The 25,690-nt window shown below is 60.1% G+C and carries 23 protein-coding genes, 1 pseudogene and 1 riboswitch; of the genes and pseudogenes, 4 read left to right on the top strand and 20 right to left on the bottom strand.

Going from position 1 to position 25,690, the window contains the following annotated elements; genetic code table 11:
* Nucleotides 1-90: 90 nt before the first annotated feature.
* The 7 genes from art_RS17255 to nrdI all read right to left on the bottom strand — a co-directional run bounded on the left by art_RS17255 (nucleotide 91) and on the right by nrdI (nucleotide 7,963).
* Nucleotides 91-504: a hypothetical protein gene (locus tag art_RS17255; RefSeq protein WP_038466838.1), complete on the bottom strand. Its 414-nt coding sequence runs from the start codon at nucleotides 502-504 to the stop codon at nucleotides 91-93.
* Between the two features lie 156 nt (nucleotides 505-660).
* Complete coding sequence (locus tag art_RS17250) at nucleotides 661-1,389, bottom strand: hypothetical protein (protein ID WP_038466837.1); 729 nt, start codon at nucleotides 1,387-1,389, stop codon at nucleotides 661-663.
* A gap of 161 nt (nucleotides 1,390-1,550) precedes the next feature.
* The gene (locus art_RS17245) at nucleotides 1,551-3,341 is read right to left on the bottom strand and encodes a P-loop NTPase fold protein (protein ID WP_162182073.1); all 1,791 of its coding nucleotides are present in this window, start codon (nucleotides 3,339-3,341) and stop codon (nucleotides 1,551-1,553) included.
* Between the two features lie 272 nt (nucleotides 3,342-3,613).
* Entirely contained in the window at nucleotides 3,614-4,192 is a 579-nt protein-coding gene (locus tag art_RS17240; RefSeq protein ID WP_038466830.1) for an NADPH-dependent FMN reductase, read from the bottom strand.
* Nucleotides 4,193-4,227: 35 nt separating this feature from the next.
* The gene (gene nrdF, locus art_RS17235; RefSeq protein ID WP_082000390.1) at nucleotides 4,228-5,262 is read right to left on the bottom strand and encodes a class 1b ribonucleoside-diphosphate reductase subunit beta; all 1,035 of its coding nucleotides are present in this window, start codon (nucleotides 5,260-5,262) and stop codon (nucleotides 4,228-4,230) included.
* Nucleotides 5,263-5,303: 41 nt separating this feature from the next.
* On the bottom strand, nucleotides 5,304-7,463 hold the full coding sequence (gene nrdE / locus art_RS17230) for a class 1b ribonucleoside-diphosphate reductase subunit alpha (protein WP_038466827.1): 2,160 nt from the start codon (nucleotides 7,461-7,463) through the stop codon (nucleotides 5,304-5,306).
* Nucleotides 7,460-7,963 (bottom strand): class Ib ribonucleoside-diphosphate reductase assembly flavoprotein NrdI, encoded by a 504-nt coding sequence (nrdI, locus tag art_RS21845; RefSeq protein WP_082000389.1) that lies wholly within the window; start codon nucleotides 7,961-7,963, stop codon nucleotides 7,460-7,462. Before nrdI ends, nrdE begins: the two co-directional genes overlap by 4 nt.
* A gap of 182 nt (nucleotides 7,964-8,145) precedes the next feature.
* Between nrdI and art_RS17225 the strand changes: the two genes are divergently transcribed.
* The gene (locus art_RS17225) at nucleotides 8,146-8,430 is read left to right on the top strand and encodes a hypothetical protein (RefSeq protein WP_038466825.1); all 285 of its coding nucleotides are present in this window, start codon (nucleotides 8,146-8,148) and stop codon (nucleotides 8,428-8,430) included.
* Nucleotides 8,431-8,515: 85 nt separating this feature from the next.
* Here art_RS17225 and art_RS23055 read toward each other — a convergent pair.
* The 4 genes and pseudogenes from art_RS23055 to art_RS17200 all read right to left on the bottom strand — a co-directional run.
* A pseudogene (locus art_RS23055) lies at nucleotides 8,516-9,015 on the bottom strand (transposase); the annotation flags it as partial.
* Nucleotides 9,016-9,117: 102 nt separating this feature from the next.
* Nucleotides 9,118-10,455 carry an LLM class flavin-dependent oxidoreductase gene (locus tag art_RS17215; protein ID WP_038466823.1) on the bottom strand — a complete coding sequence of 446 codons (1,338 nt, stop codon included), beginning with the start codon at nucleotides 10,453-10,455 and terminating at the stop codon, nucleotides 9,118-9,120.
* A 2-nt stretch (nucleotides 10,456-10,457) separates the two neighbouring features.
* Complete coding sequence (locus art_RS17210; RefSeq protein WP_038466821.1) at nucleotides 10,458-11,222, bottom strand: 3-oxoacyl-ACP reductase; 765 nt, start codon at nucleotides 11,220-11,222, stop codon at nucleotides 10,458-10,460.
* Between the two features lie 72 nt (nucleotides 11,223-11,294).
* A riboswitch (TPP riboswitch) is annotated at nucleotides 11,295-11,388 on the bottom strand.
* Nucleotides 11,389-12,119: 731 nt separating this feature from the next.
* On the bottom strand, nucleotides 12,120-12,704 hold the full coding sequence (locus art_RS17200; protein WP_038466818.1) for a MarR family winged helix-turn-helix transcriptional regulator: 585 nt from the start codon (nucleotides 12,702-12,704) through the stop codon (nucleotides 12,120-12,122).
* Between the two features lie 107 nt (nucleotides 12,705-12,811).
* On the opposite strand from art_RS17200, the gene art_RS17195 reads away from it, so the two are divergent.
* Complete coding sequence (locus art_RS17195) at nucleotides 12,812-15,046, top strand: MMPL family transporter (protein ID WP_052136708.1); 2,235 nt, start codon at nucleotides 12,812-12,814, stop codon at nucleotides 15,044-15,046.
* Nucleotides 15,047-15,075: 29 nt separating this feature from the next.
* Here the strand turns inward: art_RS17195 and art_RS17190 are convergent, their stop codons facing one another.
* From art_RS17190 to art_RS21235, 8 genes are read right to left on the bottom strand one after another with little or no spacing between them, the layout of a single operon-like run.
* Nucleotides 15,076-16,590, bottom strand: a complete 1,515-nt coding sequence (locus art_RS17190) for a deoxyribodipyrimidine photo-lyase (RefSeq protein ID WP_038466816.1) — start codon at nucleotides 16,588-16,590, stop codon at nucleotides 15,076-15,078.
* Between the two features lie 37 nt (nucleotides 16,591-16,627).
* Nucleotides 16,628-17,485, bottom strand: coding sequence for a prenyltransferase (locus art_RS17185; RefSeq protein ID WP_038466813.1), 858 nt, complete (start codon nucleotides 17,483-17,485; stop codon nucleotides 16,628-16,630).
* Nucleotides 17,486-17,488: 3 nt separating this feature from the next.
* Nucleotides 17,489-17,848 (bottom strand): lycopene cyclase domain-containing protein, encoded by a 360-nt coding sequence (locus art_RS23180; protein ID WP_038466811.1) that lies wholly within the window; start codon nucleotides 17,846-17,848, stop codon nucleotides 17,489-17,491.
* Nucleotides 17,845-18,201, bottom strand: a complete 357-nt coding sequence (locus art_RS17175) for a lycopene cyclase domain-containing protein (protein WP_052136707.1) — start codon at nucleotides 18,199-18,201, stop codon at nucleotides 17,845-17,847. The genes art_RS23180 and art_RS17175 overlap by 4 nt, the downstream gene beginning before the upstream one ends.
* Nucleotides 18,198-19,835, bottom strand: coding sequence for a phytoene desaturase family protein (gene crtI, locus art_RS17170; protein ID WP_301537943.1), 1,638 nt, complete (start codon nucleotides 19,833-19,835; stop codon nucleotides 18,198-18,200). Before crtI ends, art_RS17175 begins: the two co-directional genes overlap by 4 nt.
* On the bottom strand, nucleotides 19,832-20,797 hold the full coding sequence (locus tag art_RS17165; protein WP_082000388.1) for a phytoene/squalene synthase family protein: 966 nt from the start codon (nucleotides 20,795-20,797) through the stop codon (nucleotides 19,832-19,834). The genes crtI and art_RS17165 overlap by 4 nt, the downstream gene beginning before the upstream one ends.
* A 3-nt stretch (nucleotides 20,798-20,800) precedes the next feature.
* Nucleotides 20,801-21,922, bottom strand: a complete 1,122-nt coding sequence (locus art_RS17160) for a polyprenyl synthetase family protein (RefSeq protein WP_052136706.1) — start codon at nucleotides 21,920-21,922, stop codon at nucleotides 20,801-20,803.
* Nucleotides 21,919-22,416 (bottom strand): MarR family winged helix-turn-helix transcriptional regulator, encoded by a 498-nt coding sequence (locus art_RS21235; protein WP_082000387.1) that lies wholly within the window; start codon nucleotides 22,414-22,416, stop codon nucleotides 21,919-21,921. The genes art_RS17160 and art_RS21235 overlap by 4 nt, the downstream gene beginning before the upstream one ends.
* 142 nt (nucleotides 22,417-22,558) lie before the next feature.
* Here art_RS21235 and art_RS17150 point away from each other — a divergent pair, with 142 nt between their 5' ends.
* Nucleotides 22,559-23,347: a tryptophan-rich sensory protein gene (locus art_RS17150; protein WP_162182072.1), complete on the top strand. Its 789-nt coding sequence runs from the start codon at nucleotides 22,559-22,561 to the stop codon at nucleotides 23,345-23,347.
* A complete protein-coding gene (locus art_RS17145; protein WP_038466807.1) occupies nucleotides 23,344-24,819 on the top strand; it encodes an SDR family oxidoreductase in 1,476 nt (491 codons plus the stop codon). The genes art_RS17150 and art_RS17145 overlap by 4 nt, the downstream gene beginning before the upstream one ends.
* Nucleotides 24,820-24,836: 17 nt before the next feature.
* Here the strand turns inward: art_RS17145 and art_RS21230 are convergent, their stop codons facing one another.
* Complete coding sequence (locus art_RS21230; RefSeq protein WP_052136703.1) at nucleotides 24,837-25,337, bottom strand: hypothetical protein; 501 nt, start codon at nucleotides 25,335-25,337, stop codon at nucleotides 24,837-24,839.
* Nucleotides 25,338-25,690: the final 353 nt, after the last annotated feature.

Below are 25,690 nucleotides of genomic sequence, written 5' to 3'. Positions count from 1 at the left end.
TATTCGAAATATACGCCCACCGGACGGGCCCGTCGAGACCCCGCTGGCCGTGCCGCCACCCGACGGCTGCAGCCCGGGACACAGACCCGCTTAGCCGACTGCCTTCTTCAGCAGCGCCACCAACTGCTTCGTCTCGGCTGCGCCCAGCTTCGTCACGGCGTAGGCGTTCGGCCAGAGGGTGCCGTCGTCGAGCTGCGCATCCTCCTGGAAGCCGATCGTGGCGTACCGAACCTTGAATTTGGCGGCGGCCTGGAAGAACACCACCACCTTGCCGTCGGCGTTCATGTAGGCCGGCATCCCGTACCAGGTCTTGGCACCCAGGCTTGTGTGTTCCTTGACGAGTTCGTGCAGGGTTTGCGCCAATTCCCTATCGGCGCCGGTCATCTCGGCGATGGCGGTCAGGCACGCTGCCTCCATGTCGGCGCCCGCCTTGGCTGCCTTCGCCTCGGCCGCAGCCGCCCGCATGGCCGCCTTTTCCTCTTTGCTGAACGTGGTGTTTGCCATGGCCGCATCCTTTCGTTGTTCCGTTATTGCACCAAGAATAGGCGCATCCGGCGGGGAAGGCTTCTTTGATCCTGCTCGGCTTTGTCCTGCCCTTAAAGCACGACGTCGGCAGGCGGCTTGCGCTGGGAGCCGCCTACCGCCGTCGTGCCTCATGCGCTAAGCCCGAAGGGTCCTGTCCGTATAGGGGTCGATCCGCAGGGAGGCGCGGACGCGGTCGGCCCAGTCGGGGGTGGGCCACGTGTATTTGCCGGGGTGCTGAGGGAAGGCGACGTGCACCCAGGCGATGAAGATGAGCTCCGCCCAGTCGGAGATGAGGAGCACCCGGTCCATGCCCTGCTGGCGCGGGATGAGGAGCTCAATGGTCGAGGGAGCCTTCCATTCCATGTTCTGGATGCCGCCCCACGCCCAAGTTGTGAGGCCGTACACAGGGTCTTCGATGTAGAAGCCGGACGAGCTGACGGTGATCACGCCTTGGGGAATCGTGTCCATCCACCGAGGCGCCATGTCCGCCTTGGCGCGGCGCGAGCTCATCAGGTTCATGGCGATGGTGGTTGCCGCTGCACCGGCCATCATGGCCGTGCCCTGCCGGTTGGCGACGCCTGTGAACAGCACCGGCATGCCCGAGGCGTTGTAGGAACCGTCGCCGGGGGCGCCCCACGTCATGAAACGGCAGGTGCCCGACGCCATCATGTTTTCACTCTGCGGGTTGATGGAGGGCCGGACCGGGCGCATGGCGTACCGCGGAATCAACAGGAACTCTCCCGGCGCGATGGGGTTCCCCGAGTCCAGTTTCTTCTGGAACCTGAGGGCCTGCAGGATCGCAATGTCAGTGTTCGACAACTGCGGCGGCGCCCCCGCTCGGCGGCCTGTTGGGTCGTTGGTCATGCGTGGGGCATCCTTTCACGGCTGGAAGTTCTACTTGATCATAATCAGCGGCTCAGACAAAAAAGCAAGCTCACGGTGTGCCAGACCATCGCGTGTTCCTCAGCCCGGCGGGACCACGCAGGAATCGACGCGCGTGATGAACGTGGCGGACCTGTCTGCGCTTACATCCGGGCAGCAGCCAGATCGTGGTGATCTTCCAACGCCCTGACGACCTGGCTCACATGGGCCGCAGTACTAATTTTGGAAATTTCCATAACAATGCCGCCCCTATACGCCGGTCTGAGGTCAACCTGCGGGACGTCTCGGTGCAGCTGCAATTCTGCAGGCGTTCCCACAGCGTTGTTGAATGCGCCCTTGATGGCGTTGACTGTTAGCACTAACTGCTCGCCATCGATCTTGTGCGTTTTGAATTCCAAGACAACCTTCAAGTCCTTGGCGCGAATGGTCAGCAGCCCTATACGTGGCTCGCCTTTCGCCATCCGCATGGTCCAGTCAACAGGGTTGGTCTGCGCCGCAAAAACGTCATCCTTGGCGGTGAATTCCCTTTCAAATTGCAGGGCCAGATCTACCAGCTCTTGGGGTCGCTTCTCGATGGCACGCAGACGGCGTTCGGCTGGGTCAAAGGTTTGCATGTAACGGCCAGGAGAGGCATCGTTTGATGTCACGCTCGTGATCGATGACTGGCTGAACGCCCTGTTGAAAGCCTCGTTTGAGAACGTGGAGTCGACCGTGAATACGCTGGTCAGCTCTTCGAAGAATCGGCCCACCAAGGCCAATTCATTCTCCGGAATACCCCAGCGCTGGAACTGTTCATTTCCGTCCGAGTCACCGTGCACACTGAGCTCATCAGCCGGATCGCCGTTTCCACCATTTTCAGCAAGGGCGGAATATGCTTCCGGAAATGCTGTCTGCAGGCAGAGCACGCTAAAGAGCTGGAGGTAATTCTCCGCCGGACCCTTCGATGTGCCCTTAGCTGGAATCTTTTTTTCGGATTCTAGAATGGATTTCAACAACAGGAAAGTGTTCAGAAGGCGTTTCGTTGACCGTGGATTGGCTCCCACAGAAGCTGACGAAAGCGCCATGTACTGCATAAAAGTGGCCTGTGTGGTTTCCACCTTGGCTCGTGCAAGACCAACTGTAAACAACTTGGTCATGTCGTAGCGTGCCACTGGCATGTGAAATGGCACCTGAATGATCTTGTCGAAGAAGGACCGCGCTTTGCGATCGGATACAGTTTCCCCATATTTTTCCTGTACGCCCAGCTTCACGACTTCAAAGTCGATGGCCAGCACGAAGACACATTTTGGCACGTCAAGGAAGACTTTAATTGCCTCCATGACCTCGATGGCACGGCCGGGCGCCAGCCGATCCAGATCGTCGACGAAAACAATAAGCTTTCGCCCAGAATCCTCGACCGCTTCCGCGAAAGCGTGCCGCAGAGATGACAGGATCTCGACGCTGTCCAGCTCTTGAGTTGTGCGGTCAGTCATGTCCGCGGCGGTCTCTACAGCTGCACCAACAGCTTTACCGACCAGGCCCAGCCCAGCCAGGTCCATAAAAGCGGGCACCGTCTTACTGGCGTAGAGCCTTCCTGCCTTGAAGATCAGTCGCTTCAAGTTCTCGACCTTTGCTGTCTTCTGAACCGCCTGACTTGGTTCCAGCCCGTTGGCGATCGCTTTTAGCATGTTGATCGCGAGATTCTCGCCGAGGTCAAACTGCGAGTACTGCCAGGTGTTGAAGAATATTGTCTTGACGTCAGGTTTTTGGGCCTGCAGTTGCTTACGAATCTGCAGCATTGCGCTGGTTTTTCCCGTTCCCCAGTTCGCTTGCACTGCGACAGTCATTGGTGTGGGACACGCATCGATGAATTCCACCAACCCGTCCACATAGGACGAAATCGATAATAAGTCGTCCTCCGCCGGGACGTCGTCGAACCCAAAATTACCATCCACTGACTGCGTCATATCCGCCCGTTTCACACGCATGCAGGGATAGCGCCGCCACCCTGAACTTGAACATAGTTACGGTTCAACCTAACACCGGCCATCGCGAGCCTGGCTGACATGACAGGTCAGGGACGCAGTGTCAGGACTGACCAACCGGCTGCGCCCCAAGCAGCAGGTGCCGCACCCTGCGGGCTGCGGCACCTGCTGCTCTGTGGTCTTTCCTGCCCGGATGGTGTTCCCAGTGGGCAACGGCTAGGGCACTCCCGGATGCGGTGGTGCTATTTTCGTGGGTGGTCTTCTACTACTTGGGCGAAGCGGGTGATGTAGTCCTGTAGGAAATTGATGGTGGAAACTAGGCGCATGGTGCCGTCAGCGTTGATGAGACTCGGCGATTGCGAGAGGAACGCTTCCGGCTGTCCCGGGGTGGGCATATCAAAGTAGGACAGTGCGAGGCGAAGGTTCTTTTGTGAGCTATATCCGCCCATGCGTCCGACAGAGTGGCTGATGATGCCAACTGGTTTGTTCTTCCATGCCACGTCACCGTTGGGTTTGGAACCAATGTCCACCGCATTTTTGAGGCAGGCCGGGATGGTTCGGTTATTTTCTGGGGTGATAAAAAGAACGCCGTCGGAATCCTTAACATTTTCCCGGAATTGAGTGTATTCGACGGGCGTGAGCTTGTTGCTGACTTCGGGATCGTCGTAGTCGAAATCATAAAGCGGCAGGTCACGGATTTCCAGAATCTCGGCATGGTAGTTGGATGGGAAGAGTTCGATTGTGTTGATGGCGATTTGGCGGGCATAGGAGCCCGCGCGCAGGCTCCCGACGAGGATGGAGATCTTTTTATGAAGGCTCACGCTGATCCGTTCGTATGGTGAGGGACGTGAAGGGGTTAGAAGTTCCAGTCATCGTCGTTGGTGTCCTCGGCCGTGCCGATGACGTAGGACGAGCCGGAGCCGGAGAAGAAATCGTGGTTTTCATCGGCGCCTGGTGAGAGCGCGGCGAGGATCTCGGGGTTCACTTCTGTTTCTTCGGCAGTGAACCGTGCCGGGTAGCCGAGGTTCATGAGCGCTTTGTTGGCGTTGTAGCGGATGAAGACGGCTACGTCATCCATGAGCCCGAGGGGTTCATAGAGCGCTCCGGAGTAGTCAAGTTCGAGTTCGTAGAGCTCTTCGAGCAGTTCATACGTGAATTCCCGCATGGCTTCTTGTTCCGCCGGTGTGTGGGTTTCAAGCCCGCGTTGGTACTTGTATCCGGAGTAGTACCCGTGAACTGCCTTGTCACGGAGGATGAGCCGGATCATGTCGGCGGTGTTGGTCAGCGTTGCGTGGACCGAGAAATGCAGGGGCAGGTAGAACCCTGCATACAGCAGCAAGGACGAGAGCAAGGTTGAGGCGACCTTGCGTTTGAGCGGATTGTCACCATAGTAGTGCTGCAGCACGTTCTTGCATCGTATCTGCAGCACATCGTTGCCGACGGCCCATTCGTAGGCTGCATCAATTTCCTTGGTGCTGGTCAATGTGGAGAACACTGAAGAATAAGAGCGGGCATGGACGGCCTGCATGAAGGCGATGTTGGTGTACACGGCTTCTTCATGCTCGGTCCTAGCGTCCTGGATCTGGCAGACTTCACCAACTGTGGCTTGCACCGTATCCAGCATGGTCAGCCCGGTGAAGACCCGCATCGTAAGTGTTTGTTCCTCCGGACTCATTGTCTGCCAGGCGGGGATGTCGTTGGAAAGTGCAACTTTCTCCGGGAGCCAGAAATTGGCGGTCAGCCTGTTCCAGACTTCGAGGTCTTTTTCGTCGGTGACCCGGTTCCAGTTGATGGGTCGCAGCCGCGCAGAGGGGTCGTGCCGGTAGGACGGCGGGGTGACCGAGGCAGCCAGCAGATTCGCAGGTGTCGTGGTGTTTTCACTCAGGCTCATGGTTTGCTGTGGGCTTTCTTTCGTCAACAGGGGTGGGTGGGTCACAGTGCGCAGGAGACGCAGTTTTCGATCTCTGTTCCGGTGAGGGCCAACTGCCGTAGCCGGATGTAATAAAGGGTTTTGATGCCTTTTCGCCAGGCGTAGATCTGGGCTTTGTTGATGTCGCGGGTGGTTGCGGTATCGCGGAAGAACAATGTGCAGGACAGGCCCTGGTCCACGTGCTGGGTGGCTGCGGCGTAAGTGTCAATGATTTTTTCGTAGCCGATGTCATAGGCATCTTGATAGAAGTCAAGATTGCTGTTGTCCATATGTGGTGCGGGGAAGTAGACCCGGCCAAGTTTGCCTTCTTTGCGAATTTCGACCTTGGAAGCGATGGGATGGATCGACGCTGTTGCGTGGTTTATATAGCTGATTGATCCGGTCGGCGGGACTGCCTGCAAATAGGCGTTGTACAGCCCGTGTTCCTGAACGGATTTTTTGAGATCTTTCCAGTCCCGGGGTGTGGGCAGCTGCACTCCGGAGGATTCGAAGAGGGCGCGTACACGCCCAGTCGCCGGTGCCCACCACCCGTCAATGTACTTATCGAAAAAGGAGCCGTCGGCATAGCTGCTTTCCCGGAATCCGTCGAAGGCGATGCCGCGTTCGATCGCAATCTGGTTCGACGCGCGGATTGCCAGGTATGCGATGGTGTAGAAGTACATGTTGGTGAAGTCAACGCCCTCCTCGCTGCCGTAGTGAATGCGCTGGGAGGCAAGGTAGCCGTGCAGGTTCATCTGCCCCAGCCCGATGGCATGGGAGCGGTCGTTCCCGTTGGCCACTGAAGGAACGGCGTCGACGTCGGACTGGTCCGAGACGCTTGTCAGTCCCCGCACTGCGGTGTTGACCGTGGCCCCGAGATCGGGTGAGGCCATGGCGGCCGCGATGTTCAATGAACCGAGGTTGCAGGATATGTCACGCCCGATCTCTTGATAGCCAAGGGCGGCATCGTATGTTGACGGCGTGTTTACCTGGAGGATCTCTGAGCACAGGTTGGACATGTTGATCCGCCCCTGCAACGGGTTGGCTCGGTTGGCTGTGTCCTCGAACAACACATAGGGGTACCCGGATTCGAACTGCAATTCGGCAATGGTTTTGAAGAATTCGCGTGCGCTAATGGTCGTCTTCTTGATCCGGGGGTTGGCAATCAACGCCTCATAGTGTTCGGTAACTGACATATCAGAAAGGGCCACCCCATATTCGCGTTCAACATCGTAGGGCGAGAACAGGTGCATGTCCTCACCAGTTTTTGCCAGTTCGAAGGTGACATCAGGGATGACAACGCCCAGGGAGAGAGACTTTATTCGAATCTTCTCGTCTGCGTTCTCCCTTTTAGTATCGAGGAAGCGCATGATGTCGGGGTGGTGTGCGTGGAGGTACACGGCACCGGCTCCTTGGCGTGCACCCAACTGGTTCGCGTAGCTGAAGCTGTCTTCCAGGATCTTCATCACCGGTACTACGCCGGAGGCCTGATTCTCGATCTGCTTGATTGGTGCGCCTTGCTCGCGGAGGTTCGTCAACAGCAACGCCACCCCGCCGCCGCGTTTGGAGAGTTGCAGTGCTGAGTTGATGCTGCGGCCGATGGATTCAAGGTTGTCCTCGGTCCGCAGCAGGAAACAGGAAACGAGCTCGCCACGCTGGGCCTTGCCCGCATTGAGGAACGTCGGCGTTGCGGGTTGAAACCTGCCGGTCATGATCTCATCGATCAGCCGGGTAGCAAGGTTCTCCTCTCCCCGCCCAAGGAAAAGGGCGGTGGCCACGACGCGGTCCTCGTACGTCTCCAGGTACTGGCTGCCGTCGAATGTCTTCAGGGTGTAGCTGGTGAAGTATTTGAAGGCACCCAGGAATGAGGCGAACCGGTGCTCGTGAGCGTAGGCCTGCCGATACGTGCTCTTCACGAATGACCATTCATAGGCCTTGATCGGGGCGGCTTCGTAATAGTCGTTGGTAATGAGGTACTCGATCTTCTCCTCCAGACTGTCGAAGCGGATCATGCGCGGGAGCACGTGCTGGGTCAGGTAGGCACCAACAGCTTCATGATCCTTCTCGAACTGGATCGACCCCTCGGAAGTGAATAGATTCAGCTGGGCATTGAGCGCGTGGTAATCCTTGCGTGTGCCCACACCCTGGCGGGCTGCGGGAGGTGTGTCCGTTGTAAGCGTCATGAGAAATCCTTTAGAGACGTAGTAGTGGTTCTTTTCCAGAATTCGGCCAGTCCGTCGCGGACTCTAGCAACGTCGCGATCGGTGCCAAGAAGTTCAAAACGGTACAGCTCGGGAACCCGGCATTTTCTCGAGATCACCGGTCCTGCCAGGCAGTAGTGCTCACCAAAATTCGTGTTGCCCGCAGTGATAACGCCGCGAAGCAGCCCACGGTTGACTGAATCATTGAGGAATCCAACAACCTGCTTTGGCACCGCCCCCACACGTTCTCCCCCTCCGTAGGTGGGCAGCACCAGAACGAATGGCCGGGCTACTTGCAGGTGCCCCTCAACCCGTGGCCGCAGCGGGATGCGAACCCTAGGAACGCCCAACCGATCCACGAACCTGCGGGTATTCTCCGAAACACTGGAGAAGAACACCAGATCAGGTGAAGAGGACTCATTGAGCACTCGAGTAACCGGCAGCAACTCCCCGTTTGCACCGGTTCTTTCATTCGCGTCCATCAGGCTGTGCCTCCTTCAATCAAACCCTCTAAGGCATATCTAGTGGTTCACCGCAAGAAGTGACACCACATCTAGTACCTGAGACACGCTACACCACAAATTTACGGTTAGCCTAAATGTTGAATTTCGCCTTGCCTAATATTAGGCTGGGGGCGGTCTGACATGACTGAGGGAGGAATGCCATGCAGCAGCGGAAGCAAGACCGTGGCGGCGAAAGAGTTGAGTCCATCGCACCGTTCCGGCCGGTGCGCGAGGGCGAGCCGCAGGCTGCCAGGCGGCTGCGCTACACACCTCAGATCCGAAATTGGTGGGCCTGGATATCGAGCCTGCTCGGCGTCTACCGCCGCGGCACAGACCCCGAAAAACTCGATCGGTTCGCCGCCGCATCCCCCAGGGATCACGTCCTCAGTTCCGTCAAACAAGGATTTGACAAGGGGCGCTCGTGGAAGCATTTAGCCAGCAGATAATCCACGGCGCCCAGGTACTGGCAGAGTACTTCCCAGGCGAGGAAGGAGCAGGGCACGTCGCGGCGCCCGACCGCGTTCACACTGGGGCACCCACGGCAACCGTGTTGCTTATCCGCAGGTCTTCACGGACCCTCAGCCTCAGTGCCTCGGCGGCTACGAACGCGAACGGGCCCGCGCGGGTCAGGGGCGGGCCGGTCAGGGGGCGGGCCCGGCAGGCGACGACACGCTCATCAAGGTCTGCCGCCATGCCGGAGACCTGTGATTTCAACAGGGAGTCGATGCCCTGGGTCTCCACGAGCTTGTCCCTGCGGCGGGGGGAGACCCCCGCGAGGTTGCAGTCCGTGACGACGGTGATCACGGATGCCTCGGCACGGGCGTTAGGCTTGCGGCGACAGTTGGCCATTGCGCTGTATCAAACGCCCGAGTGAGTGCTTGCCCCACTACGCACCGACCACGGCATCCGCGTCGGTGGACAGCAGCGCGTTGCCCAGGGGTTGCGGCAGGTGGCTGATCAAATCAGCAGATACGTCTCCCAAAGATGAGCGAAAGTACGCCGGCAGGGTCGGGCATGACAGGCGCGGCCATCGTGAGGTGTCCTTTCGAGGGGGATGTGAGAGTTTCTTGGAAGGACCCACGGTGGCCGCGCCACGTTCAAGGCCATGCCTCACCGGAAGGTGTTACACCTCGCTACGGGGCACTACTGGGCTGGGGACGCGCCAGGCCCAAATTATCCCGCAGGGTGCTCCCCTGATAGCAGGAACGGAAGATCCCCCGTTCCTGCAGGATGGGCACCACCAATCCCACAAAATCTCGGAGCGATTCAGGGTAGGCGGGACACATAAGGTTGAATCCATCGCAGGCCCCAGACTCAAACCATTCCTGAATTTCATCCGCCACCTCGTTGGCGGTGCCTATCATGGTGGCGTGGCCACCGCCGGCGGCCAAAAAACCCAGCAATTCGCGCAAGGTGGGCGCCATCGTCGCAATGATGCGCTGCACCGTGAGGTACCGGCCCTGGGGCCCCGTGAAGGTTACTACCGGGGGCAGCGGGGCCACAAGGTCATCGAGTCCGTGCCCGCTATAGTCCATCCCCGTGAAAATATTGAGCTGGACGATGGCTGTGTCAATGTCCAGGTAGGCGTCCAATGCGCGCTTTTTCTCCATGGCCTGCTCGCGTGTGGCGGCGACGTAGGTGACTAGGCCGGGAAGAATCGGCACCGTGGCCCCTCCTCGTCCGGCAGCAGCCAGTCGCGCACGCATGTCCGTGGCGAATTCGATGGCGGAGTCCTTGTCCCACGACACCGAATAAATGGCTTCGGCAAATTGTCCAGCAAAATCCCGTCCTGCCTCCGAGGAACCGGCCTGGAACAGCACCGGCTGGCCCTGCGGGGAACGGGGGACATTCAGCGGCCCCGCCACGGAGAAATACTTCCCGGTGTGGTTGATCGGCTGGATCTGTTCCGGATCAATAAATGTTCCCAACTCCCGGTCTTTGAGCAACGCCTGGTCTGACCAGGAATCCCAGAGCCGTTGGATCACCCGGACGAATTCATCCGCCCGCTCATAGCGCTCAGCGTGCTTAGGCAGAGCGGCGAATCCATGGTTTTGCGCCTCGGCGTCGAACATGGAGGTGACTATGTTTGCGCCCACCCGGCCGCCGCTGATGTGGTCCAGGGAGGCCAGCATGCGGGCGGCATGGAAGGGCGTGTAGAAGCTGGAGGACACCGTGGTGACCAGGCCGATGTGTTTCGTGGCCCGGGCGATGGCACTCAGTGCCGTGATCGGTTCCAAAAGCGAGGGCACGCCTGCTGAATACTGGCGGTTGACGCTGTGCCCGTCGGCGAAGAAGACCGCGTCAAGGCAGCCGCTTTCAGCCAGCTGGGCCAGCTCCTCGAAATAGGATATTTCCCCGACACGGTCGGCGCTGGAATCCGGATGCCGCCAGCCCATGGTGTGGTGCCCCGCACCGAAGAGGAAAGCGTTGATGTGCATTTGCCGCGTGCTGGTGGCGCCCACAATTCCCATCACTAGTTCATCACCAGTCCGCCGTCGACCACGAGGTTTTGTCCCGTCACGGCCCGGGACCAAGGTGAGGCGAAGAACAGCACTGCATCAGCAAATTCGGACGGCGTGGTGACCTTGCGCAGAGGTGTTCCGCCAGCGATCAAGTCGAAGACCTGCTCGGGTGTGGCGGCAGAGGCGTCGGTGGTGCGCAGCAACCCCCCGGAGACCATGTTCACACGGATTTTGGACGGACCCAGGTCGGCAGCGAAGGTGCGCGTCAGTGCCAGCAAAGCAGCTTTGGCCGCGGTGTAGTCGTGATAGGGCACCACGGGGTTTTGAAACAGGTTGGTGCCAATATTCACGATGGCGCCGAACCCGGCATCCTTCATGCCCGGCAAGACCGCCTGAATCGTGTTCAGCGCACCCCCCACAACGCCGGAAAACTGTGCCGTAAATTCGCCGTAGCCAATGCCGTCAGCCTTCGACCGCCCGTCGCCGTTAAAGGAAAAATCGGGCAAAGCGTTGTTAATGACGGTGGTGATGGGCGCACCAAAATGATCGGCTGCGGCAGTCACCAAGGCCTGGACCGCGTCGGCGCGGGTGACATCGGCGTGCAAGGCGATGGCGTGTTCCGATCCGATGTCAGCGGCAAGTTCCCGTGCCGCCGCCTCACTGTTGCGGTAGTTCAGCACCACTCTGGCACCTTCCCGGGCGAAGGAACGGGCCACATCGGCACCTAGTCCGCGGCCGGCTCCGGTAATCAGTACAATCTGGTCTTTAATTTGCATGTCGTACACCTTTCAGCGGGGCGAAAGGATGCCAGGAATGCGCGAAGGACAGGCACAGGGCACACTTCGTCATTGCTGCAGGACCGGCATCCCTTCGCTCGGATTATCGAGATCAGGTTCAACGGGTCTAACTCTCAGCCGCCAGGCGGCACCCCGTGTCGTGTCCACGGCCCAAGCTACCACGGTTCGGACGGCGGCAGGCAACGCTGCGCCCTCCCGCTTCGACTCAGCGTTGCGAAGTGTTGCTGTGGCTGCCCCGTGGAAACTGGCGGTCTTTTGGGGTGGGGAGCCGCTTTCTGGTGAAAAGAGTTGGGCCGCGGTGACCGGGGTGAGGTGGCGGTGGTGGTCGCTGCAGGATCGGCCTTCGAAGCGGTCCAGGCCGAGCCCGTTCTCTAGTTCCCGGTAGTCATGCTCGATGCGCTTGTCGCTCTTGGCGAGCCTGACGAGAGTTTTCAGGGGCGTGTCGGCGGGCAGGGCGCTGATCCAGTAATCGGTTGGTGCCGGCTCGTGCACGGGCCATGCCACCAGCATCCACCCTCGGGCAGGGAATGATCCTCATCCAGCGGGATATCGCGATGGGCCGGGCGGATCCGGATGGCCAGGAAACGTGATTTCGTGGCCGCTTTGGCGTTGCGGGGACCGGTTGGGGTGCCGTGGTGCCAAGCCACCTGATGCAGGTCTTTCCGCCCGGCCCCCAAGGCCAGGGCCTGCAAGGACCGTGTCGGGGTAGCGGGGAAGTCCGGGCCCGCGCCCGGTGTCCTCCGGAGGTGAGTTCATCAATCATCTCGTGGGCTTGGGACCATTTCGTGCGGTGCCGGACGGCCTGGCGGGATCCCCGCCCGGCGTGCCGGCTCCACCACCTGGTCGCGAGCTGGCGGCTTCGTGCCGGCGCAGTGATCAGCCGGAATTGGCGCCAGGTTGGGCCCAGGCCTCATCCGTAAGAGCGATTTCCTTGGTCATGTCGTCAAGGAACCGGATGACCACATCGCGTTCCGCCGAGCTGAGCCGTGCTGCCGCATGGAATCGCTTGGCTTGCTGGCGCCCCACGGTGTCCATGGCTGCTTGGCGGGTTTTGGCCGTGATGGAAATGGCCAAGGCACGGCGATCACTGGGATGGGGCGCCCGGGTGATGTGACCCGCATTCTCCAGCCGGTCCAGCAGCTTGGTGGTTGACGCCGTCGAAATCTTCAGGTGGCTGGCAATGGCTCCGGGGGTGGCAATTGTCTCGGTGTTGGCCGTGACGATCAAGTAGTGCAGGGCCCGCATGTCCGACTGGTTCAACTTCATGTATTTCAGCGATGCATCCGAGAGCTGCTGCTCCGCGGTGCGCAGCCTGCCCAGCGCGGCCATGAGCTCACCGATGTGCGCCACGTCTTCGGTGGCCATCGCCGATCGGTCGATTAGTTGACTCTTCGGGTCGGCGGCATTGACGTCGTAGATGTTGGGCGGCAATGGTGCGGGGGTTGCCTCGATACTTGCCATGGTGATAATTCTATCCTTCCCCCAATATAAAGATCCACACATGTTGCAAGCTGGGTTACTTGCTAGCTAAACTAGATTAAAATTGTGCAGCTACCGGAGATGAACCCATGACTAAGACACTGCAGTCGAGCAGCGGTGGAACCCGCCACGATAAGCCACCGAGAAGCGCCAAAAAGTGGCTGAGGATCCTCCTGCCCGCGTTGATCATCATCGTCTGGTTCGCCGGCGGTTCAATCGGTGGACCATATTTTGGCAAGGTCAGTGAGGTTTCATCCAATGACCCCACCGCGTACCTTCCCTCTTCTGCCGACGCCACTCAGGTGCAAAAGTTGCAAGGCGAGTTCCGTGACTCCGATGAAATCCCCGCTGTCGTGGTCTTCTCCAGCAATAGCACGCTGAACGAGACCCGTATTGCCTCAATTTCCAAGGCGATCGCAGCCCTGACCTCCATCCCCGGGGTTGGTACGGAGGTTTCCCCGGGCATTCCTTCAGAAGACGGCCGGGCGGTGCAGGCATTTGTGCCGATCCAAGCCGATGCGGACATCGGTGCGGCGGTCACCGCCATTGGCACGTCACTGCGGGCTGCCGTCCCTGACGGGGTGGTGGTTCATGTCACCGGCCCCGCCGGTTTCACGGCAGATCTCATCGCGGGATTTTCCGGTATTGACGGGATACTTCTGGGTGTGGCCCTCTTGGCCGTCTTCGTCATCTTGATCCTTGTCTACCGCTCCCTGCTGCTTCCCGTGGCCGTGCTCGCCACCAGCCTCTTTGCCCTGTGCGTAGCGCTGCTGAGTGTGTGGTGGCTGGCAAAAGCCGGAATCCTGATCTTGAGCGGGCAAACCCAAGGCATCCTGTTCATTCTGGTGATCGGCGCGGCTACCGACTATTCGCTGCTCTATGTGGCCCGGTACCGGGAGGAGCTGCGAGTCAGCACGGACAAATGGGCTGCCAGCATGGCGGCCATCCGCAAATCCGCCGAACCCATTGCAGCGTCCGGCGGAACCGTGATCGCCGGCCTGTTGTGTTTGTTGTTAAGCGATTTGAAATCCAACAGTTCGCTGGGACCTGTTGCCGCGATCGGCATCTTTTTTGCCATGCTCTCGGCACTGAGCCTTTTGCCTGCGCTGTTGTACGCCTTTGGCCGGAATGCTTTCTGGCCGCGACGGCCAAAGTTTGAGCCGGAGGTGGTGGCCGCAGAGCACGGCGTACATGCGACAGGCATCTGGGCCAAACTCGCCCGCATCATAAAACGCCGCCCGAGGGTGATTTGGATGGTTACCACTGCTGTCCTGCTGGTGGGAGCCTTCGGTGCCACCACGCTCAATGCCAGCGGTGTGCCGCAATCGGATTTGGTGTTGGGCGCCTCCGAGGCACGTGATGGCCAGGCCATTCTTGGCGAACACTTCCCCGGCGGCACCGGCAGCCCCGTGCTGGTGGTGGTCCCCAACTCTGAACTTCAGGAGGCTGCCGATGTGATGCTGGCACAGGACGGCATTGAATCCGTTTCCGTGCTCTCTGCCGGGGCGCCCAGCGGGGCCGCCACCGTGACAACTCAGGGACTCCAGGCGATGGGAGCCCCCGGCGCTGCCGTTCCCAAGCCGACGGTGGTCGGCGGAGACGTCATGCTCCAAGGCACGCTGGCAGCCGCCGCTGACTCGGATGTGGCGGCCGGCGTCGTGCGTGAGATCAGGGCGAGCCTGTCCAGCACTGTCCCCGAGGCCTTGGTCGGTGGAGTCACGGCAACGGCGATTGACACTAACGATGCCTCGATCCATGACCGCAATCTCATCATCCCCGTAGTGCTTGTGGTGATTCTGCTGATCTTGATGATGCTGTTGCGTTCGGTCCTGGCTCCGGTACTACTGATCTTGACCACGGTGCTCTCCTTTGGCACGGCGCTGGGTGTTGCGGCCTTCTTCTTCAACCATGTCTTCGATTTCCCCGGCGCCGACCCGGCCGTTCCACTATTCGGTTTCATCTTCCTGGTGGCCTTGGGAATTGACTACAACATCTTCCTGATGACCCGTGTGCGGGAGGAATCTGTCAAACATGGCACGCGTGAGGGGATCATTCGGGGCTTGGTGATCACCGGTGGCGTGATCACCTCGGCCGGGCTGGTCTTGGCCGCCACCTTCTCCGCCCTGGGGGTGATTCCGATCCTGTTCCTGGCGCAGATCGCATTCATCGTGGCCTTCGGAGTCTTGCTGGACACCTTCATCGTGCGCTCGTTGCTGGTTCCTGCACTGAGTTACGACGTCGGAAAAACTATTTGGTGGCCATCGAAATTGTCCAGGGTGTCGGAAAGTGACGATGTGGCACCATCAGGGCGCCACCGCAGTTAGCGTTTCCTTGATCGGACCGGCGGAGCCTTTCAGTGCTCGGCCTCGCCGGTTCGCTCAACTGCCCTCATGTGCGCATAGGCGGCCAGTGCGCCGGTGCGTGATTGTTTCAAATCCACCACAGGCTGCTGGCTCAGTGTTGGCCCGAACCGGGCTTGGTAGCTGCCGTGGGCGTCAAATTTTTTGGCTTGCAGGACGGGATTGAAAACCCTGAAATAGGGTGCAGCGTCTGCGCCGCACCCCGCGACCCACTGCCAGTTCGCGGGGTTGGAGGCAGCATCCGCGTCCACCAGGGTGTCCCAGAACCATGCTTCGCCGGCCCGCCAATGAATGCCGAGATTCTTGACCAGCAAGCTGGCGGTGACCATGCGTACCCGGTTGTGCATCCAGCCGGTTTCCCACAGTTCCCGCATGCCTGCATCGACCAGCGGGAAGCCTGTCTCTCCTCGGCACCAGGCACCATAAAAGTCATTGATCTGCCCCTGCTCAGGACCAGCTGAGCAGGGTTGGGGCTTTGATGCGCCGGGGCTGCTGTTAGGTGGGGGGAGTAACTCGGTGGGCCATGCCCAGCCGAAATTGTTGAATTCCGGGCGCAGGTTGGCTGTACCCAGGTCCGGGCGGTGGTAGAGCTGGTTCCAGCAAAAGTCCCGCCACACCAGTTGGCGCATGATGGCCCGGGCGCCTTCGGCGGCGCCCTGATTCCCTGCCGCCAATGTCCCCAGGGCTTCCCATACTTGCACCGGGCTCACATGCCCCCACCGCAGTGCCGGCGATAGCCGTGAGGTGCCGTCGGTGCCGGGGCGGTCCCGTCCGAGCTGGTAGCCGGCGGCCACGTCTTGAAGCACCACTGCGAGGCGCTCGTGCGCCGCCGCTTCGCCGGGAGTCCATGTCGCAGCCAGCCCGGCGGACCAATCCGGGCGGCGGGGCAACAGCCCCCAACTGTCCAGGTCCTCGCCAGCGGGCATCTCCAGCGCCCTTGCCGGTTGAATAGTTGACGGTGCCGGCAAAGCCGGGCGCAGCGGAATCAACTGCTCGGCGTTGTAGAAAGGCGTGAATACTTTGTAAGGGCGTTGCTCTTGGGTTTGCACGGTCCACGGCTCGTGCAGCAGGGTCCCGGAAAAGCTGGTGACGGTGGCGCCGCGTTCACGCAGGAGCGTCATGAGGGAAGCATCGACGGCTCGTTCCCCGCCACCATAACGACGGTTCCAATAGACCGAGAGGTTTTCAGGGGTCAGGGCATAGTGTTCAAGGATATTCTGTGTTGCCTGAGGGATTTTTTCCAGTGCCGTTCCTTGGTGCAGGAGCAGGGGTACGCCCAGTTCCCAAAGTTGGGTGCGCAGTTCCCGCAGGCCATGGTGGAGCCACCATCGTGCTGCGGACCCCAGAGGCCGGATATGCTCGGACACTTCGTCGTGCACATAGACGGCGATGGTGAGCGTACCGGCGTCGTTCTTTTCCAGTGCAGAAAAAAGTGCGGGGTGATCAGCAATGCGCAGATCATCTCGGAACCAGACAATATGCACGTTGTGCACAGCAGAAGTGGTCATGGCAGCTGAGGTCCTTAAAATCATGCCCTGTGAGGGCTCACCGTGTGAGGGAATACCAAATCAAAAGCATTGTGACAAAGAAGCCGGTCACGTAGTTCAGCCAGAGGAAACGCACCCATCCTGTGTGTGCCCGGCCCGAGTCAGCATCGTGCAGCGCCAGAAAAGGCAGCACATTAAGCAGATACGGCACTGCCAACAGCCCCGCCAACGGTCCAGGCCAGTCGGTGAACAACAACAGTATTGCGGCCAACAGGTAGGACAGTGCGGCTAAGGCCACCGTCCGACGGGTTCCCAGCACGGTGCCGATGGAGCCCAAGGATGCGGCACGGTCCGGGACAATGTCCTGCACGGCCCCGAAGGCGTGTGAGGCCATGCCCCACAGGAAGAAGGCGGCCGTGATCGCCACCAACTCGGCGTTGAAATGCGCTCCTGCCAACACCAGCCCATAGACCATGGGGGAAACAAAATGGGTGCTGGAGGTCAACGAGTCAAGGAAAGGACGCTCCTTGAAACGCAGACGCGGGGCACTGTAGGCCCCCAGCGCCGCCATGGACAGCAACAGCACCAGATTCGCCTGCAGCGAGCCAACAATCACCAGCAGAACGAGGAAGGGCAGCACGGCCAGCACGCACAGCAGCAGCATTTTTTGGTGTTTGCTGCGGTCCACCAAGGCCCCCTCTGCACCACCTTTTCGGGGGTTGAGCAGATCGGACTCGTAGTCAAAAACGTCATTGATGCCGTACATGGCCAAGTTATACGGAATCAGAAAGAAAACCGTTCCCAGGACCAGAATCCAGTCCACGGTTCCTGTGCTCAGAAAATAGGCGGCAGCAAAAGGATAGGCGGTATTGACCCAGGAAACAGGGCGGGAGGTCAGAAAGAGTTCACGCAGCATGGCCTATGGTCCTAACCTGTTCGTGCCGGTCGCTGCCGGTTCCCGCACGGAGCCTGCCGGAGGGCGCCCGCCGGCAAGCCACCACAGAGCCGGGGCAAAAAACACCACGCTGACCGGGTAGCTGAAGTCCTCAATCGGGGCCAGACCCACCCGCAGCCCCAGCAGTGTCTGCTGGCCATAGTCAAAAAGTCCTGAACTGATCATCACATTGTCAAAGACTGCTGTCAGGACCAAGAGCACGGCTAGGGAGAGTCCAAGCGCCGGAAAAACACTGCCCAAGTTTATGCGCCTGACACGCAGCGCAAGGCACAGCAGCAGGGCAGATCCAGCCATGAAATAGAGGGAAAGCAACCCGAAACTCACATCGTCTCCTTGGCATCGGCGGTGGTCGGAGCGGGCTGTTTCGGCTGTCTGGATGAACGCCAGCGCAGGAAACCCGTCACGAGGAGCATGGTTTGGTAGCAGAGGAAGAAGAGGAAGAATGCTTCTTCCAGCGGCAGTTGTTCTCCCAGCATGAGCCCGGTCATGAGGGGAGATTCGCGATGTAAAAAGATGCCCCCGGCGATGGCGATGACATCCCACAGCAGGAAAATGCCGGTGCCTGCCAGCAGGGTCAGCAGTGCCGGCAGCGGTTGGGAGAAGACAAACAAGCGGTATCTGGCGTCCAGCGTGGCGATGCAGATGATCAAGACAATCAGAATCAACAAGTACGTCATTGTCCCTCCTGTTCCCGCAACGGTGCGGGTTCAGCAGTATCGAAGGTCAACGGTCCCGGCGTCCTGATCCCGTTGATGCGTTTTGTAACGAGCTCGGCGCTGATCAGGCACATGGGGATCCCAATCCCCGGCCTTACCGAACTGCCAACATAGTGCAGCCCACGGACCTTGGGGTTGTGGTTTGCGGGTCGGAAGAAGGCACTTTGTCCCAGCGTGTGGGCCAGGCCCAGGGCGCTGCCGCGCCAGGCATTGACATTGTTGACAAAATCTTCGGGACCATAGCTTTGCCGCACCACGATGCGCTCATGGAGGTCCGCAATTCCGGCCCACGCAGCCAGCTGGTCAATGGCGGCATTCGCCACGTCCTCCACATGGCGGCTTCCCGTGCCGTCGGGTCCCCCGCTTCCCCAGGATGGCAGAGCGGGCGCCGGGACGAGGATGAACAGGTTCTCATCTCCCTGTGGAGCCACGGAAGAGTCAGTATGGCTGGGCATGCAAACGTAGATGCTGGTTTCTGGTGCAAGATCCCGACCCTCATGGATGCGGGCGAAATTTTCCTCCCAGTCACGGGTGAAGAATAAGTTATGGTGGTTCAGTTGCGGGAGTTTTCCCTTGACACCTAAACACACCAGCACGGCGCTGGGGCCAGGGTCGCGACGTTTCCATGACGCTGGTGAATGGGAGCGGAACTTCTCCGGCAGCAGGTCCGTCTCGATGTGGTGCAGATCGGCGGCACCTACGACGACGTCGGCCTGCACCTCATGGCGCTTTGTCCCCGTTGTCGCGGTGTTCACCCACCTCACCGCTGCAACCCGCGGCGTGCCGGTGGCCGCATCGACATCGATGCCCTCCACCCGCGCATCCGTAATGATCTCCACACCCGCCTCCCGGCAGATGTGCGCCATCGCATCGACGAGTTGTGCGAATCCACCCCGGGGGTACTGCACCCCCTGGGTGAGATCCAGATGGCTCATCAAGTGATAGAGGGCCGGGGTTCGTTGCGGGCTGGCACCCAAGAACACTGCCGGATAGCCCAGGATTTGCCGAAGCTTCGGGTCGCTAAAGCGTTTGGCAACATGATTTTCCAGCGAGCCGAGCAGAAGTGGCGCAAGTCTTGGCAGCAGCTTCAGGAGTTGGGGGTTGAGGAAGGTTTTAACCGACGAGAAATCATCGTAAAGGAAATGCCGCAGGGCAAGACTGTAACTTTCCCGGGCTTCCCGCCGGTAGTCCGCGAGCGCGGCACCGGCCCCGGGCTGCAACGACTCAAAGGCAGCGTCCGCGTCTTCACCCGTTGACAGATCCAGCGAACCGCCGTTCTGTCCAAACCAGATCCGATACCCGGGGTCAAGGGCCACCAGCTCCAACGCTTGGCTGGTTGAGGTTCCCATCAGCTCGAACCAGTGTTCAATGACTTCCGGCATGAGATACCAGGACGGACCGGTATCAAAGGTGAATCCTTCCCGTTGCAGGCGCCCTGCACGGCCGCCAAGGTGCTGCTGCTGTTCCAGCACGGTGACCTTGTGCCCTGATGCCGCCAAGAGCCCGGCCGTCGCCATTCCGGAGAAGCCTCCCCCGATGACCACCACGTGCTGGGCATCGACTGCCTGCCGGGCGTTCTTATTGTTCTTTTTCACTTTTGGCTCTCTTGGTGCTGTGGCTTGTTCATCGGGCGCGGCCACTTGAAGGAATATGACAGCAGGGCTTGCAGTGCGATCGTCGCCTTGCGCCCAGAGGACACCGACACCCGATGGAGGCGAAGATCCGCAGCACTGGTGCGTTCCAGCTGCGTGTTGAGTTCGGCAAACAGCCCGTGGGCCAGACTCACCGCCAAAGCCGCGCGGGGTGGCAGGTAGGCGATGCCACGGGCAGCGGCGTCTAGGTCATCATGAATCTCCTGGACCAGCTTATTTTTGTGTTCATCTGAAAACCCCGAAGGATCCAACCCCGGGAAGTAGCAGCGGCCCAGCACGCTGGTGTCCACGGCCAAATCGCGCAGGAAGTTGACCTTTTGGAAGGCTGCACCGAGATGTCTGGCCGCGGATTCCACCTCGGCGTCGTGGCCTGTGGGGGCGTCCGGCGCGGAACGAAAAATACGCAGGCACATCAGTCCCACCACCTCGGCGGAGCCGAAGATGTACTGATCGAGGGAGGCCTCATCATGGCTTGAAATGCTTAGATCATTGCGCATGGATGTGAAGAAGGGTCGGGTCAGATCGGTGTCAATGTGGCTGCGCCTTGCCGTGCAGGCGAAGGCATGCACGATCATGTTGGTGCTGTAGCCGCTCTGCAAAGCCGCTTCCGTTTCCGCTTCCAGCCGGTCCAGGGCTTGGGCCGTAGCCTGATCGCTGAGCCCGGCCTCGCGGGCCACCCCGTCTACGACTTCATCGACCAGGCGGACTAGGGCATAGACGTTTGCAATGTGCATCTGTGATTGTTTATCAAGCATCCGGCAGGCCAGCGAAAATGAAGTTGAATACTTGGTGATCACTACCCGGGCACTGCTGCTGGCCGTTGCAGAGTAACGTTCCAAGGGTGTAGGAGAAGCTCCAGATGCACGCCTCGCCGCCGTCGACTTCGCTGAGGTGTCATGGCTCATTAACTACGCCCCCCTAGTCAAAATCAATGTTGCAAAGTTTTTCAACTGGGCCGAAACAGCCTCAGGCAAATCCAGCCGCCGGGCCGAATACAGCGCACTGTCACAGAGTTCCTTGGCCAGCTGCCGAGCCAGCGGTTCCGCGTCAGCAGCGGCCAAGGCCGAACGCAGCGACGTGAGCGTGGCGGTGTGGGTGCGCAGCAGTTTCAAGCTTTCGCCAAATTCGGGCTGTTCAGCGGCCAGCGCCGTCAAAATGGTGCTTTTTCCTTCACGCAGGTCGGAGTCAACCGACTTTCCTGTCGTGCTGGGATCACCAAAGGTGCCCAGCACATCATCAATCAGTTGATAGGCGACCCCGAGTTGTCCGCCAATGTCCGCCAGCGCGGCTGCTTCCGCTGGGCTTGCACCGGCCAGCAGGGCCCCTGTCTGCAGGGGGAACCTGAAGGAGTACGACGCGGTCTTCAGTTCCTCCATGCGCAGGACGTCCTGAACTTTGGCGGGGGAATGATCCAACGAATACAGCAGGTCTTCGAGTTCTCCGGCACCGGCATTCTGGATGGCCAACTGAAAAGACCGTTCAATGGCGCCGGCCTGCGCCAACGAACTGCCGGCACGCAGGGCCAGTGAGATGGCTGCGGCAAGGAGCAGGTCACCAGCAATAATTGCTGCAGAATGCCCGGCATGTTCTGCGTCGGGCACTCTTTGCCCCGCGGCCAGGGCATCGTCGCGGTATTGTGCTGACAGGGTGCGCCGTCCCCTGCGGGTAAAGTCCCGGTCGATGACATCATCATGCATCAGCAACGAGGTATGCAGCAGTTCAAAGGCGCAGCCCAGAAGGACTACCCGGTGACCGGCACCGTGGTGCTGTGGCTGTTCCTGCCTGGGTTGGGGTTTGAAGGCGTCGTATCCCAGCCTGACCAGCCGCGGGCGGGTAAGCTTTCCACCCTCCAGCGAGGTAAAGATGCGTTCCCACAAGACCGCCGTGGCCGGTGAATAAGCCGCGGCGTCCTTTTTGTAGCCATCCACTAGCTGAGAGATTTCATGGCGTACTGATGCGTCAAATCTCGAGCCATCTGCAGCGCCGAGTCCTGCTGCTGGCTGGGCGGTTGTCCAGGTCGACAAGGTCATGATCGTGCTCTCCGTTTCGCGGCAGCGGTCGCAGGGAGGGAATCGATCCCGGCATGGATCGAGTGAAGTACGTCTTCCAGAAAGGCCGTAACCGCTTGTTGTTCCTCCGGCGCTGTGTTGTTCAGTCGTTCGTTGGAATCTTTGAAATGTGGACGCAGCGCCGTCACCACCAGTTCCACAGTCTCTGGGCTGGCGTGAACCAGCACGCTGCGCCGGTCCGAGGGGTTCGGCGTGCGCATGACCTGCCCTCGTGCGCTTAACCTGTCAATAAGTGCCGTGGACGCAGCCGAGGTGATGCACAGCCTTGACGCTAATTCACTCGGAGTCAACGCTTTTCCAAAGGTCAGATGCTGCAGGGCATTGAAATCGGTTTCGTTGATCTGCAGTTGCCTGCAGATTGAATGCTTGAGTGCGTCATTGAAGAGCAAGACCTCCTGCAACAACCGGGCTGCTGAACAACCGTCGCTGGCTTGTTCGAAAGTACGTCCTGTCATCTTTACCTCGAAGGGTTGATTGCTTGCCTATCTAGATACATTATGGGTTATATGACTCACTCTTGTCGAATAGGGCAAGTTCTGTAATGTGGGGCCTCAATTGAGAAGGGTATTGGCGATGCGAACTACATATTCAGCTTCAGTGACCGCCCGGATATCGTGTGCTGTCGCGGTCTTGCTGGCAACCCTGGGAGCCTTCTACGGCAGCGGAGCGCTGGGCGGCACCCCGATTGCCGACGCCGCAGGCGGTCGTCTCGGCGCTGACTCAACACTGCTGGCACCGGGAACCGGGGCCTTTTCCATCTGGAGCTTCATCTACACCGCGTTGCTGGTTTACGCGCTCTGGCAGTTAACCGCCACACCCGGCGAAAGCCAGTCCCAGCGAACGATGCGCCCCTGGGCTGCAGCCTCGGCGGTCATCAACGCGCTGTGGATCGGCGTGGTCCAGCTCGGCTGGCTTGGGCTCAGTGTTGTGGTGATTTTACTTTTGTTGGCGGTCCTGGTCAGGATCTTCCTGCTCATGATCCCCGGCGCGGAATCTGCGCCGGAGCGCTGGATCACAGCACTTGCTTTCGGCCCCTACCTCGGCTGGGTCAGTGTTGCTGCAGTGGCGAACATTGCAGCGTGGCTGTCCTCACTCGGTGTGGGAGAGGGCGCAACATGGGTTACCCCGCTGGCAGCAGTCCTGGTGGTTGTTGCAGCACTTATTGCCGCCGGTACAGTGCACTTCTCCGGAGGGCGCATAGCGGCCGCGCTGGCCATGGCGTGGGGCATCGCATGGATTGGTGTGGGTCGCAGCGATGGCGGGCTGGAATCGGTGCCAGTGTCGATCACGGCCTTCTGCGCCGCCGCCCTGGTGATTCTGTACGCGCTCGTGGCAGCTGCCACGCGCCGAATGAAGTTCAACCGCACATTGGAGAATGCCGCATGAGTGTCATTGCCGTCACCGGAGCAACCGGTTATATCGGAGGACGCCTTGTCCCCGTCCTCCTGGAACAAGGCCACGACGTGCGGGTCCTGACCCGGCGACGAAATGCCTTGCGTGATGTGCCGTGGAGCAAGAAGGTCACCATTGTCGTCGGCGATCTGGCAGATCCACAAGCGGTCCAGGACCTGTGCTCAGGTACAGAAGTCCTTTACTATTTGGCGCATTCGATGGGTGGCACCAAAGACTTCGGGCCGGTCGAGGAACGGTGTGCGCGGGTGCTGGCAGCTGCTGCCAAGGCCGCGGGGCTGCAGCGCCTGATCTATTTATCCGGGCTGCATCCCGACGGCGAGCTGAGCACGCACCTTACTTCCAGGGTCAAGGTCGGCGAAATTCTCGAATCCAGTACCGTCCCCACCCTGACCTTGCAGGCTGGACTGATCATCGGCTCCGGTTCAGCCAGCTTCGAAATGATCCGCCACCTCACAGACGTCCTGCCAGTGATGCCGGCCCCCCGTTGGGTCTTGAACCAGGTGCAGCCCATCGCCGTGCGCGATGCCCTGCACTACCTCAATGAAGCCGCCGCGCTGCCACCAGATCTCTCGGGCCGCTTCGACATTGGCGGCCCGGAGGCTCACAGCTATGCGGAGCTGATGCGGCTCTACGCCGATGCTGCAGGAATTCGTCGGCCAAAGATCCTGCCCCTTCCGGTACTGACCCCTTGGTTGGCCGCTCAATGGGTCAACCTGGTCACCCCTATTCCGCGGTCCTTGGCGGTCCCCCTGGTCGAATCCCTCCAACACGATTGCGTGATGCGCAACCATGACATAGACGCTGTGATAGCCCGCCCTGCCAATGGACTGACAGGATACCTGCGTGCGGTGGAACTGGCATTGGCCAAGATGCGTGATGACACGGTGGAAACCACCTGGGTGAGCGCACACGCGCTGGAATCACCGGCAGACCCACTGCCCTCGGACCCGCAATGGGCTGGACACACCGTCTTCACCGATGTGCGGGAACGCGACACCCGAGCCCGCCCCGATAGTGTTTTTAAGGTCATTCAAGGAATAGGCGGGGAGACCGGATACTACTCACTGCCAGGCGCTTGGGCACTGCGGGGCATCATGGACAAGCTGGTGGGCGGGGTCGGGCTGCGCCGTGGCCGGCGCAGCCGCGAAAGCTTGGCTCTCGGGGACGCCGTCGACTGGTGGAGGGTTGAGGAAATAGTGCCCGGCCAACTTCTGCGACTGCAGGCAGAGATGCGCGCCCCAGGCCGGGCATGGCTCGAGTTTTCCGTTGCCCCCACTGGATCGGGAAGCCGTTACACGCAGCGCGCGGTCTTTTTCCCCCATGGGGTCGCCGGGCGCCTCTACTGGCTGGCCATCTTGCCGTTTCACGGCCGGATTTTCTCTTCCATGTCCAAACGCATCACCACAGCGGCTGAAGATTTGGAACGCAAGCAGAAGAACCATTGATGCGAAAGCCCGTGAAGTCAGGCCACACGCGCACTGACGGGCAGTTTTTTGCTTCGGTGCCAGGGGTCCCAGATAGGCCCAAAGGCGGGGATGCCACGGTGTTCAAATTCTAAAACGATACGATCGGTGACGTTTTTGTTGGAGACACAAATGACGTCCGGCTTCCCCTGCTCCGAAGTGTTCCAAATGACAGCTTCCGGCTGCGCCGACGCCACCTCGTCAACAAGGTCATCGCCGTAGGTGGACCGCGGCGTCTTGGTGACCCAGACGAGCCTGGCTCCCTGTGTGTCGGTAGGCAAGTGTCCCAGGCCGGGGCCAATCCCACTGCCGGTGACCACGTAGAGCACCCTGTTGAATAGGCGTTTGGCGTTGGCCACGCCGGCCGCGGGTATGCCTTTGGCCCAGACATGGCTAGGCGGGTTGTCCATGAAGTCCGCGGTCCAGCCCCCAGCGCGCGAGATCAGCATGCGGTACCCGGGCTCCCCTGCCACGGCCGGCAGCAGGCGAAGGGGTGCCACCCCAGGAGGGGTTTCGACTACTGGATCTGGTGGTGCCAACCTTGGAGAGGTAGCTGTGGTCAAGTTTGACAATGGCGGCGTGGTTGGACGGATTCGTGACGACCATACGGACCTGGCGCAGCAACAAGCAGGGCCAGATGGCCGGCGAGGTCGAAACCACAGCATCCAAAAAATCGGTGAGGCCAGCAGCAGCACCAGCCAGGTGCCAAAGCGGTGGGAGGCTTCGACGATGTCGTGGTGTTGTCTGCGGCAATTCGGCCGTGCCAGAACATAGATAGCCAGCAGGACCAGAACAACCACCAGTGCAAGTGCCGCTGACAGGTCATCGTACCCAGCGATTCCATCAGCCCATG

It is taken from the genome of Arthrobacter sp. PAMC 25486 (assembly GCF_000785535.1).
In the GTDB taxonomy this organism is placed as follows: domain Bacteria; phylum Actinomycetota; class Actinomycetes; order Actinomycetales; family Micrococcaceae; genus Specibacter.
The sequence above is the reverse complement of the archived record's forward strand: the minus strand, read 5'-3'. Positions and strand labels throughout refer to the sequence as shown.